This window comes from Candidatus Merdisoma sp. JLR.KK006 (assembly GCF_036941035.1).
GTDB lineage: Bacteria > Bacillota > Clostridia > Lachnospirales > Lachnospiraceae > Laedolimicola.
The window spans coordinates 35,541-54,299 of sequence record NZ_JAYMNS010000020.1 but is presented as its reverse complement, the minus strand read 5'-3'; the positions used below and the strand labels follow the sequence as shown (position 1 = coordinate 54,299).

Genomic DNA, 18,759 nt, shown 5'->3' with positions numbered 1-18,759 from the left:
ATGTGTCCGTAAATCCATCTGGGTACTGAAAGAGTATTGCTGTTTCCAGTTCCGCAAACATAACGCTGGCTGCAAAGGCTCTGTGCCCCGCCGCCAACGTTATCTAGTATACATGCTTTTTCAGTTGTTGTAAACCTTTTTTACTTATCCTTAGCCTTGCCAAGATAAGCCGCTTTCACTTCCTCATTCTCCAGAAGTTCCATGCCCGTGCCCGTAAGGGTAATCCGGCCGGTCTCCATGACATAGCCCTTGTTGGCGGCTTTCAAAGCCATATTGGCATTCTGCTCTACCAGAAGAATGGTTACTCCCTGCTTATTGATCTCACGGATAATGTCAAACACACCCTGAACAATGATGGGAGCCAGGCCCAGAGACGGCTCATCCATCATAATCAAATCCGGCTTGGACATAAGGGCACGGCCAATGGCAAGCATCTGCTGTTCACCGCCGGACAGGGTTCCCGCCAGCTGCCAGGAACGTTCTTTCAGACGAGGGAACAGATCGTGAACCCATTTCAAATCCTCATCCAGAGAATCCTTTCTCATATAAGCACCAATCTTCAGGTTCTCAAGAACCGTCAGATCCGGAAATACTCTTCGTCCCTCAGGCACCAATGTGATTCCCTTGGACACGATCTGATCCGTGGAAAGTCCCGCAAGCTCCGTACTTTCAAACTGAATGCTGCCGCTCTCCGGCTTTACCAGTCCTACAATGGAACGTAAGGTGGAACTCTTTCCGGCACCGTTGGCACCAATCAGAGTGACAACCTCGCCTTTTGGCACATCAAAGCTAATGTCCTTTACCGCCTGGATTCCGCCATAAGCAACGTGAAGATTCTTTACTTCCAATATATTACTCATCCTGTGCACCTCCCAGATACGCCTCAATAACCCGGGGATTGTTCCGAATCTCCTCCGGTGTACCCTCGGCAATGGGCTTTCCAAAATCCAGTACATAGATCCGATCGGAAATCTCCATAACCAGATCCATGTGATGCTCAATCATAAAGATCGTCAGGCCAAATTCATCCCGAATTCTTCCGATAAACTGCGTCAATTCCAATGTCTCCTGTGGATTCATACCCGCCGCCGGCTCATCCAGAAGCAGCAGTTCCGGCTTGGTGGCCAGGGCACGGGCAATCTCCAGATGACGCTGCTTTCCATAAGGAAGAGAGGTGGCAAGTTCATTCCGCACATCCGTAAGCTCCATCAACTCTAAAAGCTTTTCGGAATCTCTTCGCATCTGGGCCTCCTCCTTGCCGTTCAGCTTGAAAGCAGCCGTAAAAATATTGCTGGTACGCAGCATATGCTTTGCAATCAGTATGTTCTCAAATACGGTCTGACTCTTAAAGAGACGGATGTTCTGGAACGTTCTTGCGATCCCAAGCCTTGTAATCTTATCAGGAGTAGGTGCGATTGGATGATGTCCCGTGTACATCACCGGGTTCTCTCCCCGATACAGCTTTTTCATCTTGCCCTGAGGATGGTTCTGTATAATCTTATTTCCCTTATAATAGACCGCACCATTGGTTGGTGCATATACGCCGGTGATTACGTTAAAAGCAGTCGTCTTTCCCGCACCGTTGGGACCAATGAGGGATACGATCTCACCCTTATCCACCTCAAGGTTCATATTGTCCACTGCGATAACGCCGCCAAACTGCATGGTGACATTTTCCACTTTTAATACATTTTCTTTACTCATGGGAGACACCTCCCTTTTTTACTTTTTTTCGGCCTGGTTTCTTTCTGAAGAAATTGACAATTCCCTCCACGGAAAACTCCCTGGTTCCCATAATTCCCTGCCGGTAGAAAAGCACCATTAGCATAATTACAACGGCAAATACCACTTTTCGGAATCCCGGACGCAGGAAAGGCACATGAAAACTGCCAATATAGAGATTCTCATTATCCAGAAAACGAAGCCACCACTCGGAACATGCAATAAACAAAAAGGAACTGATACAGCTTCCCGTTACGGAGCCGATGCCGCCGATAACCACAATCAGCAGAATCTCATAGGTCATAGCCGACTTAAACATAGATGCCTGGATCGTTGTCTGATACATGGCAAGAAGCCCTCCGGAAACGCCCGCAAAGAAAGAACTGATAACAAATGCCAGCCGCTTATGGTGAGCCAGATTTATCCCCATAGCCTCCGCCGCAATTTCATCATCCCGAATAGCTTTAAAAGCCCGTCCATAAGTGGAATTGATCAGCATCACAATCAGGGCAATGCAGATTCCCGCCACCACAAAGGGAAAGATTACAGATCGAAAAGACGGGAAGTTCCGAAGCAGGTTGGAACCATTGGTAATGGGTCCCAGCTTATCCCACTGGAACACCGCACGGATGATCTCCGCAAATCCCAGAGTCGCAATCGCCAGGTAATCACTCTTCAGACGCAGTACCGGAAGTCCGATGAGGTAAGCAAAGACAGCCGCCACAATTCCTCCCGCAATGAGAGCCACCGGTACCGGAAGCGTGAACTGAATGATTCCTCCGTCAAAATACTGATATACACTGTGTCTGGACTCCACCGGAATAGTCAGGATGGCGTAAGTATAAGCACCCAGCAGCATAAAGCCCGCCTGCCCCAGGGAAAACAAACCGGTAAATCCATTTAAAAGATTCATAGACACTGCTACCAAAGCATAGATAGCACCTTTTTTTAATACGGTGAAAAGCATGGAGCTGGATGGCATCACCTGCTCCAATAAAAAGAGCAGTATCAGCAGTGCAGCAATAAGGCCCACGTTCCATGCCGTTTTTTTCTTTGTACTCATTCTGAACGCCTCCTTATACTTTATCCGTTGCTTTCTCACCAAACAGACCCGTAGGCTTGGCGATTAAAATTACAATTAACAGGGCGAACGTAAACGCATCCGAGAAAGTTGTCCATCCAAGACCCTTGATGATATTTTCACAGATGCCGATGATAAACGCACCGATGACCGCACCGGGGATGGAACCGATCCCCCCGAACACAGCCGCCACAAATGCCTTAAGTCCCGGCATGGCTCCTGCTGTAGGCGTAACGCCCGTATAGTTGGTAAAGAACAAAAGGCTTCCAATGGCCGCCAGAAAGGTACCGATAATAAAGGTAAAGCTGATAACGGAATTAATCTTGATTCCCATAAGCTGTGATGTTTCAAAATCCTTGGAAGCTGCACGCATGGCCATGCCGATCTTCGTATGCTTAATCAGCAATACCAAAAGTACCACCAGTACAATCGTTAATATAGGAGTGATAACAGTAACACGCTTCGTGGCTGCTCCAAATATCGTCACCGTATCATTAATCCAGGGAATTGCCGGATACTGCTGGGACAGTCCGCCTGTCACATACAATGCCAGGTTCTGCAGCAGATAGGAAACACCGATGGCAGAAATCATAATCGACATACGGGGAGCACTCCGAAGCGGCTTATAAGCTACCCGTTCCACCATAAAACCCAGGAACACCGTTACTACAATCATAAGTGGAATTGCTATGTATATAGGCATCACCGTGGTGGCATAAACCATAATCAGACCTGCCACCATAAAAATATCACCGTGGGCAAAGTTAATCAACCGCAGAATACCGTAAACCATGGTATAGCCGATTGCAATCAGTGCATACTGACCGCCCACTGAAATCCCTGCCATCAGGTAGGGCAGGTTTCTACTCATCCAATCCATAAAAAACCTCCAAACTATTGAATTAAAATCCAGGAAGATGTGCAATTCCCAAAAGATAAGGCAGGGGCTATCGGGAAAGTTTTCTATCTTATTTCCCGACGGCCCCTTCCTATTTCCTATCAACTGCTCTTAGTTTACACCCTGCTCAGCTACAAAATCCCATGCACCAGTGTCTGTATTTGCACATTTTACATACGCTGTGTCACGAAGAGCATCACCGTTCACGTCGTCGAATTTGATCTCTCCGGTTACGCCTGTGTAAGTAACACCCCAAAGAGCTTCATTTACATCTGCCGGATCGGTAGAGCCTGCTGCCTTCAAAGCCTCCAGAGCTACATAATATGCGTCATAACCCATGGCTGTTACGGCTGCGATGGTGTCGTCTCCGCCATTGTTAGCCTTTGCGGTAGAATCACCATTGATCCACTCCTTGATGCCTGTATCAAACTCTTCATTACCGCCTTCCTGATAGAAAGTTGTTACATAGATCTCAACATTCTTGCCCTTTGCGGCGTTCAGAATAACGTTGGAATCCCAGGTGTCGCCGGCCATCATGGGGATGCCCATGCTCTGTGCCGCTGCCTGCTCAATAATCAGTGCGGCTGCCTCGGTGGATACTGGTGCAAAGAATACGTCTGCTCCTTCATTCTTTGCAGAAGTTACATAAGAAGTAAAGTCGCTGTTACCTTCCTGGAAAGTCTCTTCTACAACCTCTCCGCCCAGTCCTGTAAAAGCTTCTTTGAAGTAATATCCAAGTCCGGTAGAATAGTCATCACCAAGCTTTGTCAGGATGTATGCTTTCTTTGCCTGGAAGTTCTCATTTGCAAAGTTAGCAAGTACGGTGCCCTGGAACGGATCCAGGAAACAGATACGGAAGTAATGGGTATTGCCCTCTGTAACCTGAGGATTCGTACAGGTAACACCCATAGCAGGGATGCCTGCCTCCTTAAACACATCGGAAGCCGCAATGGATACGCCGGAACCATAGGAGCCAAGTGCGATGGATACGCCTGCACTTACCAGTGAAGAAGCAGCGGAGGGTCCCTTGTCATTGGAAGACTCATTGTCCACGATCTCCAACTGTACGGTGTACTCTTCTCCGCCAATCTCTACGGTAGGAGTCTCCTGATTTGCATACTGCATACCAAGCACTTCCTGCTTGCCGCCTGCTCCGTTGTCTCCAGATGCCGGCTCATATACACCAATCTTTACTACCTTTGCACCGTCTGCCGCTGCTGCAGGTGCATCCGTTCCTGTCTCGCCGCCGCTCTTACTGCAGCCTGCCAGCATGGAACCAACCATAGCAGTTACCAGTGCAATTGCTAATACACGCTTTTTCATAACTCATCATCCTCCTATTTGTACGTGTGTCAAAGACATTTGTACGTAGATTTTTCAATACGGGCATTAGTATACCATGTTTACCGCCTGATTTCAAGAAAAATGCTATAAAACAGTGGAAATTTTTCTTCCACCTTAGTCAAATGGGCATAACGGCATGTCTCCTTGGCTCGTTGCTCACAAGTATAAAACAAGGCATGTTCTCCCTCAAAAGAACATGCCCATACATCTGTTTCCTTGCAAAACCCGCAAAATAAGTCATCCCCACTGCCGCCTGCTTATCTTTGCTCCCCGATATACTCCTTAATAATAGGAGGCATTTGTGCCATCATATTATCAATATCTTCAAACATCGTACTCTTCGTAGTTCCCAAAGCACTGGCCTGGGTAATATGCTTTACCACCACCTGGTACTGTCCCTTCACCTGCACAAAGAAATCACAGAGTCTCTGCAGGGCTGCCTTTGACTGATCAATCACCCCGGAAATCTCCGTATGCACCGTTGTTGCGCTCTCCGCCGAGTGGGTAATCTCATCAAACATCTCATATGTCTCATTCACCTTAAGGATACTGGCTCCGAGGGCTTGCTGAGATGTGGCAATACTGCTGCTAAGCTGCTCCGTTCCCACCTCCACATCGTGAACTCCGGAATCCACCTCCCCGGTCAGATCTTTAATCTCATCCGCAAGCTTCTTAACCTCTACGGCCACCACCGCAAAGCCTTTTCCCTGCTGTCCGGCCCTGGCAGCCTCAATTGATGCATTGATTGCCAAAAGATTGGTCTGCTCCGCAATGGACACAATCTTGTTGGTACACTGCTTAATCTTAACCACAGCCTCCTGAAGAGCCTCAAAGGTACTCTCCATTTCTCCAAAATACGTCTCCACCTGCATAGAGTTGCTTTTCAGCTCTTCCACCTGGCTCTGCGCTTGGGAAACGGACTTGGAAATCGTCTCCTTTACCTCTATAAACTGCTCGGACACCATCTCAATACTGGTAAAATTCTGCCCGAAATCCTGCAGCTTTTCTTCAAAGTTCTCCGCATCCCGCAGCACGGTCCCAAAAGAGCTTCTGATTCTCCCAAGCTCTTCCAGAGAGCTTACCTCTTTCTGCACCAGTTCCGTGCGGTAATCCTTTAAAGTATCTATCACATGCAGCACCGGATCCAGAGACAGTTCTCCTGCCGGCATTCTTTTTTCTTTCCCGTTCTTTTTTCCAAACAACATGGCTCTCCCCCCTCTACTCGAATACAACGCAGGACATGGACTGATTGATAAACCGGTTATTGTAGTGTTCTCCCAAGCCCACCAGACCGGCATGACCGCCTAGCCGCCCCATTTCCGCCAAGTATTCTTCCATGTAGTGATTTTGACTGAACAGCAGATAACGGAATAGGCAATTTATGGAAAACACCGCCGACACCCTGGGAAAATCATGCTGTATCATGCGGACCGTATTTTTTACAATTGCCTTATAATCCCCTAACTGGAGCAGCACCAGCACATCCGAGTCATTCACCTGGCGATAGCAGGTAAGGGAATCTCCAACCACCTCTTTGATAGATACAATGCAGATATCATTTCCATTCAGCTTGCCGAAGGGGTTCTTAAAGGTCTGATTCTGAACCTCCTCGTCCGAAATATGTAAAATATCCCTGTACACCCGTTTCGCCGGCTGGCCATTCAAAGCGCCGATGAGATATCTGGCCTTATCCGTCTGAGAAGCGATAAACCGATAATCCTTCATCTGATGGTAAATATTTTCCTTATAAGCCTTCACCCGGCCGGTTTGATTCTTCACCAGGCCATAGGCCACCGCATCCTCATAAATCCTTCCGTTGGCAGAAACCTTATTCGCATCACCCGTTCCGCCCACCAGGGAAATTCCCCTGCTCTTTAAAACAGAGTAAATAGTAGTCAGCGCACAGGCATCATTTCCCGTGCAAAAATCAATGCAGATTGTATTCTCCTGAGAACCGTTAACCGCACGCACATCCTTCATCAGCCGGTCAATATACTTCACCGGCATCACAGACACTTCCTCCAGTACATTAGCCGCCGCCTGAACGCCATCGGAAAACGCTATAACACCAACACCCTTTTCCACTACCTTAGTATCATAGCACATTCCCACGCATCCAATGCTGGGAACACCGGGATAAAGCTTCTCAAGCTCATATACATGGGAATCAAACTGTTCTTTATTGGAAAACAACATTATAAATTGCGGATTGCTCAACCCACGGACCGCTTCTCTCAAATCTCCGTATTGACTTTTCCCGTAAAACTGTCTCATGTTAAACTGCTCCTCTCTCAATTTGAGTATGTTCCGTATTTTTTTATCTTTATTGCATTGTCCACGGTATGTAGTACATAAATGCAGAAATTATGTACATTATATGTTATATTCAGGGGCACCGTCAACAATTATTTTAGTCATGGATGCGAAAGCATAAAAATACATAAATTCCCAATTCAAACTCCTGATTATTCACGAACAAAATGTTCTTTTCCGAAAGAATCCATATCAGGATGTGCCCGCAGAGGATACAAAATCAAACAGCGACAGCTGATTGGATTCCGGCATATCTCCCAGAAGCCCCAGATCTCCCATCAAATCAATGAGGCTCTTGGAAATCTTACTTCTCTGCCGCAGATCGTCCTTGGATAGAAAAGGCCCGTCCTTGGCAGCTTCATAGAGCTGCTCCGCCGCTTTGTCTCCCATGCCTTCTATCGTACTCAGAGAAGGCATCAGCTTCCCGTCGATGATTTGGAAGCGATCCGATTCTGCACAGTAAATATCAAGAGGCAAAAATTCAAAGCCCCTTGCATACATCTCCTGGACAATGTGCATATCCTTCATAGTATCCTGCTCTTTTTTCGAGAGCTGATCACTTCTGCGCTTATAATCTGCCATATAGTAATTGAGACGCTCCTTGCCCTGACACATCAGCTCATAACTGAAAGCTGAGGCACGGATACTGAAGTATGCCGCATAGTAGGCCAGAGGATAATTAATCTTACAGTAGGCAATTCTCCAGGCCATCATAACATAGGCCGCCGCATGAGCCTTGGGGAACATGTATTTGATCAGAGTACAGGATTCAATATACCAGTCCTCCACCCCTGCCTCCTTCATAGCTTTGATCCATTCTTCCTTCAGGCCCTTGCCCTTCCGGACACTCTCCATGATGGTGAAGGAAAGGCTTGGCTCCACTCCTGTATTGATAAGATACAGCATAATATCATCACGTGTACAGATAGCGGTAGAAATCGTTGCCTTCCCCTCTTTGATAAACCGCTGTGCATTGTTAAGCCACACATCCGTACCATGGGAAAGTCCCGAAATCCGCACTAGATCTGAGAAGGACTGAGGCTTGGCATCCACCACCATCTGGATAACAAAGTCCGTTCCAAACTCCGGAATTCCAAGACACCCCAGAGGACACCCGTCAATATCCTCCGGCCCAATCCCCAGAGCCTCCGTACTCTTAAACAAAGACATCACCCCCGGATCATCCAGCGGAATGGTCCTTGCGTTCAATCCGGTCAAATCCTCCAGCATACGTATCATGGTCGGATCATCGTGTCCCAGAATATCAAGCTTTAAAAGGTTATGGTCAATGGAGTGATAATCAAAATGAGTCGTAATAATATCCGTAGTCATATCATTGGCCGGATGCTGCACCGGTGTAAAGGAATGAATCTCCTCCCCATGAGGCAACACCACAATACCGCCGGGATGCTGTCCCGTAGAACGCCGCACTCCCACACAGCCCTGGACAATCCGGTCAATCTCGCAGTTGCGCTTATGCTGGCCGTGCTCCTCATAATAATTTTTCACATAACCGAAGGCCGTCTTGTCGGCCAAGGTAGCAATCGTTCCTGCCCGGAAGGTCTGTCCGGTTCCGAAGATAACCTCCGTATATTTGTGTGCCTTGGACTGATAATCACCGGAAAAGTTTAAGTCAATATCCGGCTCCTTATCCCCCTTAAATCCCAGAAAGGTTTCAAAGGGAATGTCAAAGCCCTCCTTCTTCAAGGGTGCGCCGCACTTTGGGCAGACCTTATCCGGCATATCACAGCCGGCCGCTCCTGCGTATTTGCGAACCTCATCCGAGTCAAAATCGCTGTAATGACACTCCGAACAGTAATAGTGCGGCGGCAGAGGATTAACCTCCGTAATTCCGGCCATAGTAGCTACAAATGAAGAACCCACGGAGCCACGGGAGCCTACCAGATACCCGTCATCATTGGACTTCCACACCAGCTTCTGGGCAATGATATACATAACCGCAAAGCCGTTGGATATAATGGAATTAAGCTCCTTTTCCAGGCGCTCCGTTACCATCCTGGGAAGATCGTCTCCATAAATCGAATGAGCCTTATTGTAACAGATATCCCGGAGAGTCTGATCCGAATTTTCAATCACCGGCGGGCACTTGTCCGGCCGCACCGGGGAAATGTATTCGATCATGTCGGCAATCCGGTTGGTGTTGGTGATAACCACCTCCTCAGCCTTATCACTTCCCAGGTACTCAAACTCCGAGAGCATTTCCTCTGTGGTCCGCAGGTACAAAGGCGCCTGATTGTCCGCATCCTTGAAGCCCTTTCCGGCCATAATAATCCGACGGTACACCTCATCCTCGGGATTCAGAAAATGCACATCACAGGTGGCTACTACCATTTTTCCAAACTGCTCGCCTAATTCTACAATCCGCTTGTTGAGACGGATAAGGTCCTCCATGGACTCAAATGCGGGCCGCTCTCCCCGAAGCATAAATTCATTGTTTCCAAGGGGCTGAATTTCCAGATAATCATAGAAATTCACCAGCCTCGCAATCTCTTCCTCCGGCGCCGAGCGTACCAATGCCTGGTAAAGCTCTCCGGCTTCACAGGCAGATCCAATTATCAGTCCCTCCCGGTGCTTTTGAAGCACGCTCTTGGGAATCCGGGGGCGCTTGGCATAATATTCCAGATGAGACCAGGAAACCAGACGGTACAGATTCACCCGTCCAATCTCATTTTTGGCCAGGATAATCACATGGTAAGTGGGAAGCTTCTTGATGGCATCCGCATCCAGGGTTCCCATCTCATTTACCGCGGTCAGATCCCGCACGTCCCGTTCCTTCAGCATTTCCGCAAATTTTACGAAGATCTCTGCCGTACATCCTGCATCATCCACTGCCCGGTGATGGTTCTTCAGGGACACGTTCAATGCCTTGGCAACCGTATCCAGTTTAAACCGATTCAAATTGGGAAGCAGCACTCTGGCAAGTGATACCGTATCTACCACAGTAAATGCACAGGGAAGCCCCTGGCGCTCACTGTTTTTTCGGATAAAGCTCATGTCAAAATCCGCATTGTGGGCCACCATGACGGCTCCCTCGCAGAATTTCAGAAATTCCGGAAGCACCTTGGCAATATCCGGCTCATGAAGCACCATATCGTCTGTGATGCCCGTCAGCTTCTCAATCTCAAAGGGAATCGGCGTATGAGGATTCACAAAGGCACTGAACCGATCGGTAACAGCGCCTCCCTCCACCTTTACCGCACCAATCTCAATAATCTGATCGTTCTCCGCACTAAACCCTGTAGTCTCAATATCAAAAACCACATAAAGATCATCCAGGCTCTGTCCCCTTGGATCAGTGACAATCTCCTTCAAGTCATCTACAAGATAGCCTTCCAGACCATAAATCACCTTAAAGGAATCCCCCTTATCCAGACTGTGGCTTGCATCGGGATATGCCTGGACCACCCCATGATCTGTCACGGCAATGGCTTTGTGTCCCCAGGCCTTCGCCTGTTTGATGAGATCCTTTACCTCGGATACGCCATCCATATCGCTCATTTTCGTATGGCAGTGAAGTTCTACCCGTTTTTGCTCATGGTTGTCCACCCTGGCTTTTCTGAAATCCGAGGATTTCTTAATTCCTGTCAGAGAGCTTAAAGTCAGCTCATTGTCAAAGCAGTCTATGGCTGTCATTCCTTTGATCCGCACAAAGATCCCTTTCTTTACTTTTTCCCGAAAAGCCGGCAATTCTTCATTTTTTGCAAAGAGCTTGGCTCGAATAGTGTCCGTATAATCGGTAAGTGTAATGGTAACAATGGTTTTTTCTCCCCGGATCTCCCGCTCGTCTATGGCTGTAATATGCCCCCGTACAATAACCTCGCCCATCTCTCCAATTATCTGGCAAAGCTCTGTGATCTCTCCATCCTCAAAGCCCCGGCCATAGAGCACATCCGGATCAGATGAGCGTCCGCTTCCGCCGCCATTGCTGCCTCCCCGAAGAGTCCGGCGGTAAGGATAGTCATCCTTGCTCCGGCCGGACCAGCCCTTCTTCGCTCCTGCGGTTGTTCCGCCTGCTGCCTGCCGCTCTGTGGACACTTTGGTTTTTTGCTCTGTCTGCCGGTCTTCCGAAGCATCTTCCCGAGCCTGCTCCGCCTGCTGCATGCGCTCCATCAATGCCGCCGCCTGCTTTTCTACATATTCCTGACTCTTTCGCCGCTTTTCCTCATGCTCATGTTCCTTTTCTACCAGCTCAGCCTGAATATCCACTTCCATGCCGCAGCGCTCCCAAAAAATCTTATGAAGCACCCGAACCAGATCGTCCGCTGCATCCTGTCCCAAAGTAGTTTTCTCCAGAACCAGATGCATCTGATTTTTATTTAAAAACGAAATCTCAGCTCTACGGAAGAGATTATATTCCAGAATATTGTAGGATTTCAGCTCAAATAAAATGCTGTCACGATAAAGCTCCAAAACCTTCTCCGGCGTATACTGTCCTGAGAGCTCAAAGCGCTCCACAATCTTCAGCTCTACGGGATTTTTCCCAAATATCTGCCTTTTGAGGACGCATTCAAGCTGAAATAGCTGTTCTCTGTGAATCAGCTTTCCGCTTACAAGATAGACCTTAACATAAGTTTTCGCTCGATTAGATGTAATCCGCTCCACCCGTACCTGCTCCAAAAGCTCTGTCAGCCCCTGGTCCAGATGCAGGGGCGGAAATACCTCTGCAAACATTTTTTCCATGACAGTTCTCCTGCTTTAGTTCCGCATCCCCTGCTCTGTGTACCTTAGCGTCTCTCTATCTGACTCTGTCTTCTGCCAGCTTCTCCAGTTCTTTGCGCAGAGCCTGCAGAAGCTCACTCTCCGGTATGCCCTTCTTTACAACCACACCTTTTCTAAAGAGTATTCCCACTCCTTTCCCCCCTGCGATTCCAAGGTCTGCTTCCTTTGCCTCCCCCGGCCCGTTGACCACGCAGCCCATTACGGCTACCTTTATATCATCCAGCGGAAATTCCTCCACCATTGTCTCCACCTGATTGGCCAGACGGATGAGATCAATCTGAGTTCTTCCGCAGGTAGGACAGGACACTACATCAATCCCACCCTTATAGAGCCCCAATGTCTTTAAAATACGGTGTGCTGATTTAATCTCCTCCACCGGATCACCCGTAAGAGAAACACGAATGGTATCTCCGATGCCTTGATAAAGGATAATTCCCAATCCTACCGCCGACTTAATGTTGCCGGAATAGAGAGTTCCTGCTTCCGTAATTCCCACATGGAGGGGATAATCCGTCTTTTCGGCAATGAGTTCATGGGCGCGGGCACACATAAGCACATCTGAGGACTTAATGCTTATTACCAGTTGTTCATAACCCAGGTCTTCAATCATATGTACCTTATCCAGCGCACTCTCTACCAACCCCTCCGCAGTAACACCGCCGTATTTCTCTAACAGTTCTTTCTCCAGAGAGCCGCTGTTGACACCTACCCGAATGGGTATTTCCCGTTCCTTTGCCACATCTACCACGGCCTTCACCCGATCTTTTCCTCCAATATTCCCCGGATTGATGCGGATCTTATCTGCTCCATGTTCCATGGCAGCTATGGCCATGCGATAATCAAAATGAATATCCGCCACCAGAGGAATGGCGATCTGCTTTTTGATCTCGGTCAGCGCCTCTGCCGCCTCCATCGTGGGCACTGTACATCGGATGATCTCACAGCCAGCGGCTGTCAAGCGCTGTATCTGCTCTATTGTCCCCTTTATATCCTCTGTCTTTGTATTGGTCATAGACTGAATCAGAATGGGATTGCCGCCGCCAATGAGGCGATCTCCGATTCGTATAGTCCTTGTATTCTTTCTCATTCTTACCTCCGTTCCAGCTTCGCATCACCTATTGCAAATGCTGCTCCCTATACTCCTGTTCCCGTTTAAAACGTCCCCATTTTTCCACATTCAGCACCATTCCCAGCTCAATCAGCAGGAACACAGTTGCCGTTCCTCCATAGCTGAAAAAGGGTAACGTGACTCCTGTAGTGGGAAAAAGCCTTGTTACAACCATCAGATTCAATACTGCCTGTAAAGCCACATGAGAGAAGACGCCTATGGCAAGCAGACGCCCAAATAGATCCTCCGCCGTCTGAGCAATCACATACAGACGGAACAAAAGATAAATAAACAGCAGAATCACAAGACCAGCCCCAAATATACCCAACTCCTCACAGATAATTGAAAAAATCATATCATTGTAGGGCTCCGGAATCCGAAGCTTCTGAATACTGTTTCCAAGACCCTTGCCCATAAGCCCGCCGGACCCAATGGCATAGATGCCCTGAAGTGACTGATAGGCCGTATCCGATTCATACTCATAAGGCTTCAGCCATGCTAAAATTCTGGCAATACGGAAGGGCGAATCGGAATCTCCTTCCGGCATATGGAGCGTATAGTAAATAACACCTGCGGCAACCGCCGCCGCAAACAGCCCCATAATGAAAAACGGATAATACTTTGGATGTACCATAAATACCATTAAGAAGCTGATACCAAAGACAATAACTGCCGTACTCATATTATTGCTGATTTTCAGAATCATCACTGCAACCAATGCCGTAGGCGCCATTACCTTAAACAGCACCTTCCAATCTCCCAGGCGTTGGGCATACTTACAGATGAAAGCTGCAGAAAAAACAATCATTGCTACCTTTACCGGCTCCGCTACCTGAAACTGTCCCAAACCGGGAATCTGAAGCCATCTGGTAGCGCCTTTTACCGTAACGCCCAGACCCGGCACTTTTAAGAGAAGAATCAGGATCACCGATCCAACCAGCCCCAGCATGGCAAAATAGCGCCATTTATGATAATCAATATTAGCTACCACCAGCATCGCTGCGACTCCAAGAACGCTGTACTTAGCCTGACTTTTTAAAAGGTATGTAGGATCATAATTAAAAGCCTGTCCCATGCTCGCCGTGTAATAGCTGGCGCTATAGATCATAATCAGGCCAAATACAATCAAAAAAATGACTGCTACAATCAGATTCATATCGAAACTCAGCAAATAGGAACGGAGCTTCCACCGTTTCCGCTTGTTTGCCATACCATTCCTCCCGGTTTACTGTACTAGCTAATCCATAACCATACTGACTCCACGCCAATCAGATGAGTGACTTGCTGTTCCTGCCTGGCAGCAAATGCAAATACTGCCCTCCTGCGGGGCATCTGCTTCACAATACCTCTTAATTGTACAGTATAACACAAAATCTAAATCTGTGTGTGAATTTTTACTCTCCTGTTCTCTTTTGTCATTATACGTTTTTCCTTCTCTTTGCGCAAGAAGCGAAAAACTGTTTGAACAATACTTCTGCACACAGTCAAAATTGCCATTACAGGACAGTTCGTAAAAAGGCTGTTGTAAATAGGCACTTCTATCTACAACAGCCTTTTTCTTTTGTATTTTATGCTTCTTCAGCAATGCATTTTCTTATCTATTTTACTTCCACAGTCCAGCCGAATGTATCTTCTACCTTGCCTAACTGAATACCTGTTACCGTATCATAGAGTTTCTGACTCAGTTCACCGATACCGCCGTCTCCAATCTGGAATACCTCATTCTCATAGCGCAGATGGCCTACCGGAGAGATAACAGCCGCCGTACCGGAACCCCATACTTCTTCCAAAGCTCCCGTTCTGGCCGCTTCTTCCAGTTCATCTACGGAAACCTTGCGTTCTTCCACCGGCAATCCCCATGACTTGCACAATTCCACACACGTTCTTCTGGTTACACCCGGAAGAATGCTGCCATTTAACTGAGGCGTCACTACAGTACCATTGATCTTGAAGAAGATATTCATAGCTCCTACTTCTTCAATATACTTTCGCTCTACACCATCCAGCCAGAGTACCTGAGAATAGCCCTCCTCATGAGCCTTCATCTGGGCTGCCAGAGACGCCACATAATTGCCTCCCGTCTTTGCCTCACCAATACCGCCCCGAACTGCACGCACATACTCATCCTCAATCCAGATCTTAACCGGATTCAATCCCTCCGGATAGTAAGCGCCTACCGGTGAGAGGATGATCATAAACTTATAAGTATAAGAAGGCCGCACGCCAAGGAAGGGATCTGTCGCAATTACAAAGGGACGGATATAAAGAGAGGTTCCCTCCTTTGTGGGAATCCACGCCTGCTCGATTCGAACCAGCTCTTTAAGAGCCGTAAGGAAATCTTCTTCCGGAATCTCCGGAATCATGAGGCGGCGGTTCGAGTTGTTGGCACGTTCAATGTTCTTGTCCGGACGGAACATAAGGATCCTGCCATCCTCTGTCTTGTAAGCCTTCAGGCCCTCGAACATCTCTTGTCCATAGTGAAATACCATAGCAGAAGGCTCCAGACTAATAGGCGCATAAGGCTCAATTCTGGCATCATGCCAGCCCTGTCCTTCTGTATAATCCATTACAAACATATGATCTGTAAAAATTGTACCAAACACCAGCGGATTCTCCGGTCCCGGAATAGGCTTGGGATTTTCAGTTTTGATGAATTTGATGTCTAACATAACATCACTCCTCTTTTACGTTTTTTCTCATTATTCTACTTTTTTTAGATGATGTCAATGCTTTTTTGAGTTTCCAAGCATACGCTGCGGCCTACATCACCGGCCTGCTGTTGCAGTACTTTACAAACTCAAATTCCAGATCATAATAAGTCTTTTCTCCGCTGGAAGCCTCCACGCTCCACTCCGGCTTTTCGTCCAGATTCGGAAAATAAGTATCCGCCTCATAAGCATAATCAATCTTTGTAACATGAGCAGCCTTGCAGTAAGGAAGAAACTGCCTGTAAATACTTGCGCCTCCAATAATATAAATATCTTCGGACGGATAGTTTTTCAATTCTTCCAATACTTCTTCCATTGTGTGAAAAACCAGCGCTCCTTTCACCTCATAGTCCGGATTGGCAGTTAATACAATATTTGTCCGGTTCTTTAAGGGCATTTTGTTAGGGAAAGTCTCCAGAGTTTTCCTGCCCATCACTACTACCTTTCCGGTGGTCTCTGTCCGAAAAAACTTCATATCCTCCGGAATGCTCACCAGCAATTTGTTTTTCAGGCCGATTCCCCAATTTTTATCTACCGCTACAATCAGATTCATATTCTCTCCATTTCAATTCCGCAATAACTCTTATTTTTCAGACAGCCACAGGAATATTTTTTACCTGAGGCCCTGTCTCATAATCCTCTATCAGTAGATCTGCCGTGGTAAATGCGTAAAAATCTGTAATATCCGGATTCAGTGATACCTTTGGTGCTGCATATGCAGGACGCTCAATCAGTTCCTTTACAATCTCCACATGACGGTCATAAATATGAGCATCTGCAATGACATGAACCAGCTCTCCCGGAAGCATATTACAGGACTGGGCTACCATCATAAGCAGGATGGCATACTGACACACATTCCAGTTATTAGCTGTAAGTACATCTTGAGAGCGCTGATTAAGAACCATGTTCAATGTCAGCTTTTCCTCTCCTGTTTTTTTCGTCACATTATAAGTGGCACTGTAGGCGCAGGGATACAGATTCATCTCACTTAAGTCTGCAAATACATAGGTATTGGTCATAATCCTGCGGCTGTAAGGATTATTCTTCAGATCATAGAGTACTCGATCCATTTGATCCATCATGCCTTCTTTATACCGGCTTTCAACGCCGATCTGATAGCCATAAGCTTTTCCAATAGAGCCAGATTCATCTGCCCATTCGTCCCAAATACTGCTGTTTAAATCATGGATATTGTTGGATTTTTTCTGATAAATCCAAAGAATCTCATCCATGCAGCTTTTTAAGGCCGTTCTTCGAAGAGTCAGCGCCGGAAATTCCTTTGACAAGTCATAGCGGTTCACCACTCCGAACCGCTTGATTGTGTAAGCATAGCTTCCGTCCTCCCATTTGGGACGCACTTTCTCTCCCTCTGTGCTTGTTCCGTTCTCTATAATATCACGGCACATGTTGATAAATAGCGTGTCCGCATAACTCATCCTTCTTCTCCTTTTCTGCTGACTCCAAGCTGACCGAATCCAGACTTCCATCTTACCATCCCGCATAGTGCTGCCAGTCAAATGAATACCAGAGCAAAAGCTTCTAAGTTTAACTCTCCACAACCTCAAGTACATCCATAGGGCATGCTTTGGCACAGATTCCGCAGGCAATACACTTGGAGGCTGCGGGAGAAGTCTCTGCCTTCACCATCAGGCCAAAAGGACAAGCCTCTGCACACTTGCCGCAGCCTGTACAAAGCTTCTTATTTACCATATAAACGCCCTTGGCATTCTGAGTGATTGCCCCTGCTTCACAGGCTTCTGCACACTTGCCGCACTGAGGACAGACCAAAGGACGTACGCTCTTTTTCTCCACAATCTGCAGACATGCCTTGTCCGGATCAAACTCTTTATAAAATGCCTCAGAACATGCCCGTACACATTCCAGACACGCCATACAGGTAGACCCTTTTTTCATCATCAGTTTCTTCATCTTCAATTCCTCCGTTATTTGGTATAAAGTATTATTACGATTGTTCTGCCGGCTGACCGAAATCCAGTACGAAAAAGCGGTCATCCATTGATGCTTTTAAGTGTACCATCATTACAGCAATTTCTCAACCCAAACTTTTTTCAAAAAAAGTATTGACAAATGTTTTCGTTTGTTGTATTATCAATCATGTCGCTGATACAAAACGGCAAAGTACTGATGCGATAGTGGCGTAGTTGGTAACGCGCGACCTTGCCAAGGTCGAGACCGCGGGTTCGAGCCCCGTCTATCGCTCTCAGAACCTTTGAGCTCATGCAGTTCAAAGGTTTTTTTGCGTCTTATTTTTTTATTTCTTATATGATTTATCCAAAATATTTATAAAAATTCCCCTTCTGACACATACTACTCCTAAGATCCAATGGACTATCAATGTCTCATCAGAAGCAGAGAGATTACCTGCATACTGGAAAGATATTGCAGAACTAGTCCAGCTAAAAAATGTCAAGTGTTTTAAGAAATATTTTATGCTGGACGGTAAAGTCGCAAAGGCACACGAGAGGAACCTTCATGAGTGCCCTTTCGAATGAAAGTTTCTCTCATTACAGGTGTGCCGAAGTGACTTTACCCTTTAGTACCGTTGCGCAACAACTTAAGGAGGAATATTTATGTGCCACAGACCCCACAAACCATCTGCCATGGAACTGCCGCCATCCTGCCGGGCAGCGGCAGATCGAATGGAACAAGCCCTTCAAAAAGAAGATCTTGCATCTTATACTGCCGCCCATCTCTCCGGCTCTGCCGCTGATACTCTAACCAGTACAGAGCAAAAGCTTTCCAGAGAGCTTGGCCGCAACATTGTACTTGTTGCATATGAATCCAAATAACCCGCTATAAACACTACGAAAGGAGTATTTAT

The 18,759-nt window shown here is 47.1% G+C and carries 15 protein-coding genes and 1 tRNA gene; 2 read left to right on the top strand and 14 right to left on the bottom strand.

From position 1 onward, the window contains the following. Positions 1-140: 140 nt before the first annotated feature. The 14 genes from VSQ61_RS14995 to VSQ61_RS14930 form a co-directional block, all read right to left on the bottom strand. Complete coding sequence (locus VSQ61_RS14995; protein ID WP_502877047.1) at positions 141-860, bottom strand: ABC transporter ATP-binding protein; 720 nt, start codon at positions 858-860, stop codon at positions 141-143. Then, positions 853-1,704, bottom strand: coding sequence for an ABC transporter ATP-binding protein (locus tag VSQ61_RS14990; protein ID WP_502877046.1), 852 nt, complete (start codon positions 1,702-1,704; stop codon positions 853-855). The genes VSQ61_RS14995 and VSQ61_RS14990 overlap by 8 nt, the downstream gene beginning before the upstream one ends. Then, positions 1,697-2,785 (bottom strand): branched-chain amino acid ABC transporter permease, encoded by a 1,089-nt coding sequence (locus tag VSQ61_RS14985; protein ID WP_334345201.1) that lies wholly within the window; start codon positions 2,783-2,785, stop codon positions 1,697-1,699. Before VSQ61_RS14985 ends, VSQ61_RS14990 begins: the two co-directional genes overlap by 8 nt. A 13-nt stretch (positions 2,786-2,798) precedes the next feature. Beyond that, a complete protein-coding gene (locus VSQ61_RS14980; protein WP_334345200.1) occupies positions 2,799-3,683 on the bottom strand; it encodes a branched-chain amino acid ABC transporter permease in 885 nt (294 codons plus the stop codon). A gap of 129 nt (positions 3,684-3,812) precedes the next feature. Beyond that, the gene (locus VSQ61_RS14975; RefSeq protein WP_334345199.1) at positions 3,813-5,024 is read right to left on the bottom strand and encodes an ABC transporter substrate-binding protein; all 1,212 of its coding nucleotides are present in this window, start codon (positions 5,022-5,024) and stop codon (positions 3,813-3,815) included. 278 nt (positions 5,025-5,302) lie between these two features. Continuing rightward, on the bottom strand, positions 5,303-6,250 hold the full coding sequence (locus VSQ61_RS14970) for a methyl-accepting chemotaxis protein (RefSeq protein ID WP_334345198.1): 948 nt from the start codon (positions 6,248-6,250) through the stop codon (positions 5,303-5,305). 13 nt (positions 6,251-6,263) lie between these two features. Continuing rightward, a complete protein-coding gene (locus VSQ61_RS14965; RefSeq protein ID WP_334345197.1) occupies positions 6,264-7,319 on the bottom strand; it encodes an FIST N-terminal domain-containing protein in 1,056 nt (351 codons plus the stop codon). A gap of 231 nt (positions 7,320-7,550) precedes the next feature. Then, entirely contained in the window at positions 7,551-12,059 is a 4,509-nt protein-coding gene (locus VSQ61_RS14960; protein ID WP_334345196.1) for a PolC-type DNA polymerase III, read from the bottom strand. A 55-nt stretch (positions 12,060-12,114) separates the two neighbouring features. Next, complete coding sequence (gene ispG / locus VSQ61_RS14955; protein WP_334345195.1) at positions 12,115-13,185, bottom strand: flavodoxin-dependent (E)-4-hydroxy-3-methylbut-2-enyl-diphosphate synthase; 1,071 nt, start codon at positions 13,183-13,185, stop codon at positions 12,115-12,117. Positions 13,186-13,213: 28 nt separating this feature from the next. Continuing rightward, positions 13,214-14,416: an FtsW/RodA/SpoVE family cell cycle protein gene (locus VSQ61_RS14950; RefSeq protein ID WP_334345194.1), complete on the bottom strand. Its 1,203-nt coding sequence runs from the start codon at positions 14,414-14,416 to the stop codon at positions 13,214-13,216. A gap of 388 nt (positions 14,417-14,804) precedes the next feature. After that, on the bottom strand, positions 14,805-15,875 hold the full coding sequence (locus VSQ61_RS14945; protein WP_334345193.1) for a branched-chain amino acid aminotransferase: 1,071 nt from the start codon (positions 15,873-15,875) through the stop codon (positions 14,805-14,807). A 91-nt stretch (positions 15,876-15,966) separates the two neighbouring features. Further along, complete coding sequence (locus VSQ61_RS14940; protein WP_334345192.1) at positions 15,967-16,467, bottom strand: dihydrofolate reductase; 501 nt, start codon at positions 16,465-16,467, stop codon at positions 15,967-15,969. Between the two features lie 37 nt (positions 16,468-16,504). Continuing rightward, the gene (gene thyA, locus VSQ61_RS14935; protein WP_334345191.1) at positions 16,505-17,353 is read right to left on the bottom strand and encodes a thymidylate synthase; all 849 of its coding nucleotides are present in this window, start codon (positions 17,351-17,353) and stop codon (positions 16,505-16,507) included. 109 nt (positions 17,354-17,462) lie between these two features. Continuing rightward, positions 17,463-17,846, bottom strand: coding sequence for a 4Fe-4S binding protein (locus tag VSQ61_RS14930; protein WP_334345190.1), 384 nt, complete (start codon positions 17,844-17,846; stop codon positions 17,463-17,465). Positions 17,847-18,064: 218 nt separating this feature from the next. On the opposite strand from VSQ61_RS14930, the gene VSQ61_RS14925 reads away from it, so the two are divergent. Both VSQ61_RS14925 and VSQ61_RS14920 read left to right on the top strand, forming a co-directional pair. Further along, a tRNA-Gly gene (locus tag VSQ61_RS14925) sits at positions 18,065-18,137 on the top strand. Positions 18,138-18,508: 371 nt separating this feature from the next. Further along, complete coding sequence (locus VSQ61_RS14920; protein ID WP_334345189.1) at positions 18,509-18,727, top strand: hypothetical protein; 219 nt, start codon at positions 18,509-18,511, stop codon at positions 18,725-18,727. Positions 18,728-18,759: the final 32 nt, after the last annotated feature.

What these genes read in the sequence shown, in the direction of transcription:
- VSQ61_RS14920 (WP_334345189.1), top strand. Translation starts at nt 18,509, where the DNA reads ATGTGCCACAGACCCCACAAACCATCTGCCATGGAACTGCCGCCATCC.
- VSQ61_RS14950 (WP_334345194.1), bottom strand. Translation starts at nt 14,416, where the DNA reads ATGGCAAACAAGCGGAAACGGTGGAAGCTCCGTTCCTATTTGCTGAGT.
- VSQ61_RS14945 (WP_334345193.1), bottom strand. Translation starts at nt 15,875, where the DNA reads ATGTTAGACATCAAATTCATCAAAACTGAAAATCCCAAGCCTATTCCG.
- thyA (WP_334345191.1), bottom strand. Translation starts at nt 17,353, where the DNA reads ATGAGTTATGCGGACACGCTATTTATCAACATGTGCCGTGATATTATA.
- VSQ61_RS14940 (WP_334345192.1), bottom strand. Translation starts at nt 16,467, where the DNA reads ATGAATCTGATTGTAGCGGTAGATAAAAATTGGGGAATCGGCCTGAAA.
- VSQ61_RS14980 (WP_334345200.1), bottom strand. Translation starts at nt 3,683, where the DNA reads ATGGATTGGATGAGTAGAAACCTGCCCTACCTGATGGCAGGGATTTCA.
- VSQ61_RS14965 (WP_334345197.1), bottom strand. Translation starts at nt 7,319, where the DNA reads ATGAGACAGTTTTACGGGAAAAGTCAATACGGAGATTTGAGAGAAGCG.
- VSQ61_RS14970 (WP_334345198.1), bottom strand. Translation starts at nt 6,250, where the DNA reads ATGTTGTTTGGAAAAAAGAACGGGAAAGAAAAAAGAATGCCGGCAGGA.
- VSQ61_RS14960 (WP_334345196.1), bottom strand. Translation starts at nt 12,059, where the DNA reads ATGGAAAAAATGTTTGCAGAGGTATTTCCGCCCCTGCATCTGGACCAG.
- VSQ61_RS14995 (WP_502877047.1), bottom strand. Translation starts at nt 860, where the DNA reads ATGAGTAATATATTGGAAGTAAAGAATCTTCACGTTGCTTATGGCGGA.
- VSQ61_RS14990 (WP_502877046.1), bottom strand. Translation starts at nt 1,704, where the DNA reads ATGAGTAAAGAAAATGTATTAAAAGTGGAAAATGTCACCATGCAGTTT.
- VSQ61_RS14985 (WP_334345201.1), bottom strand. Translation starts at nt 2,785, where the DNA reads ATGAGTACAAAGAAAAAAACGGCATGGAACGTGGGCCTTATTGCTGCA.
- VSQ61_RS14930 (WP_334345190.1), bottom strand. Translation starts at nt 17,846, where the DNA reads ATGAAGAAACTGATGATGAAAAAAGGGTCTACCTGTATGGCGTGTCTG.
- VSQ61_RS14975 (WP_334345199.1), bottom strand. Translation starts at nt 5,024, where the DNA reads ATGAAAAAGCGTGTATTAGCAATTGCACTGGTAACTGCTATGGTTGGT.
- ispG (WP_334345195.1), bottom strand. Translation starts at nt 13,185, where the DNA reads ATGAGAAAGAATACAAGGACTATACGAATCGGAGATCGCCTCATTGGC.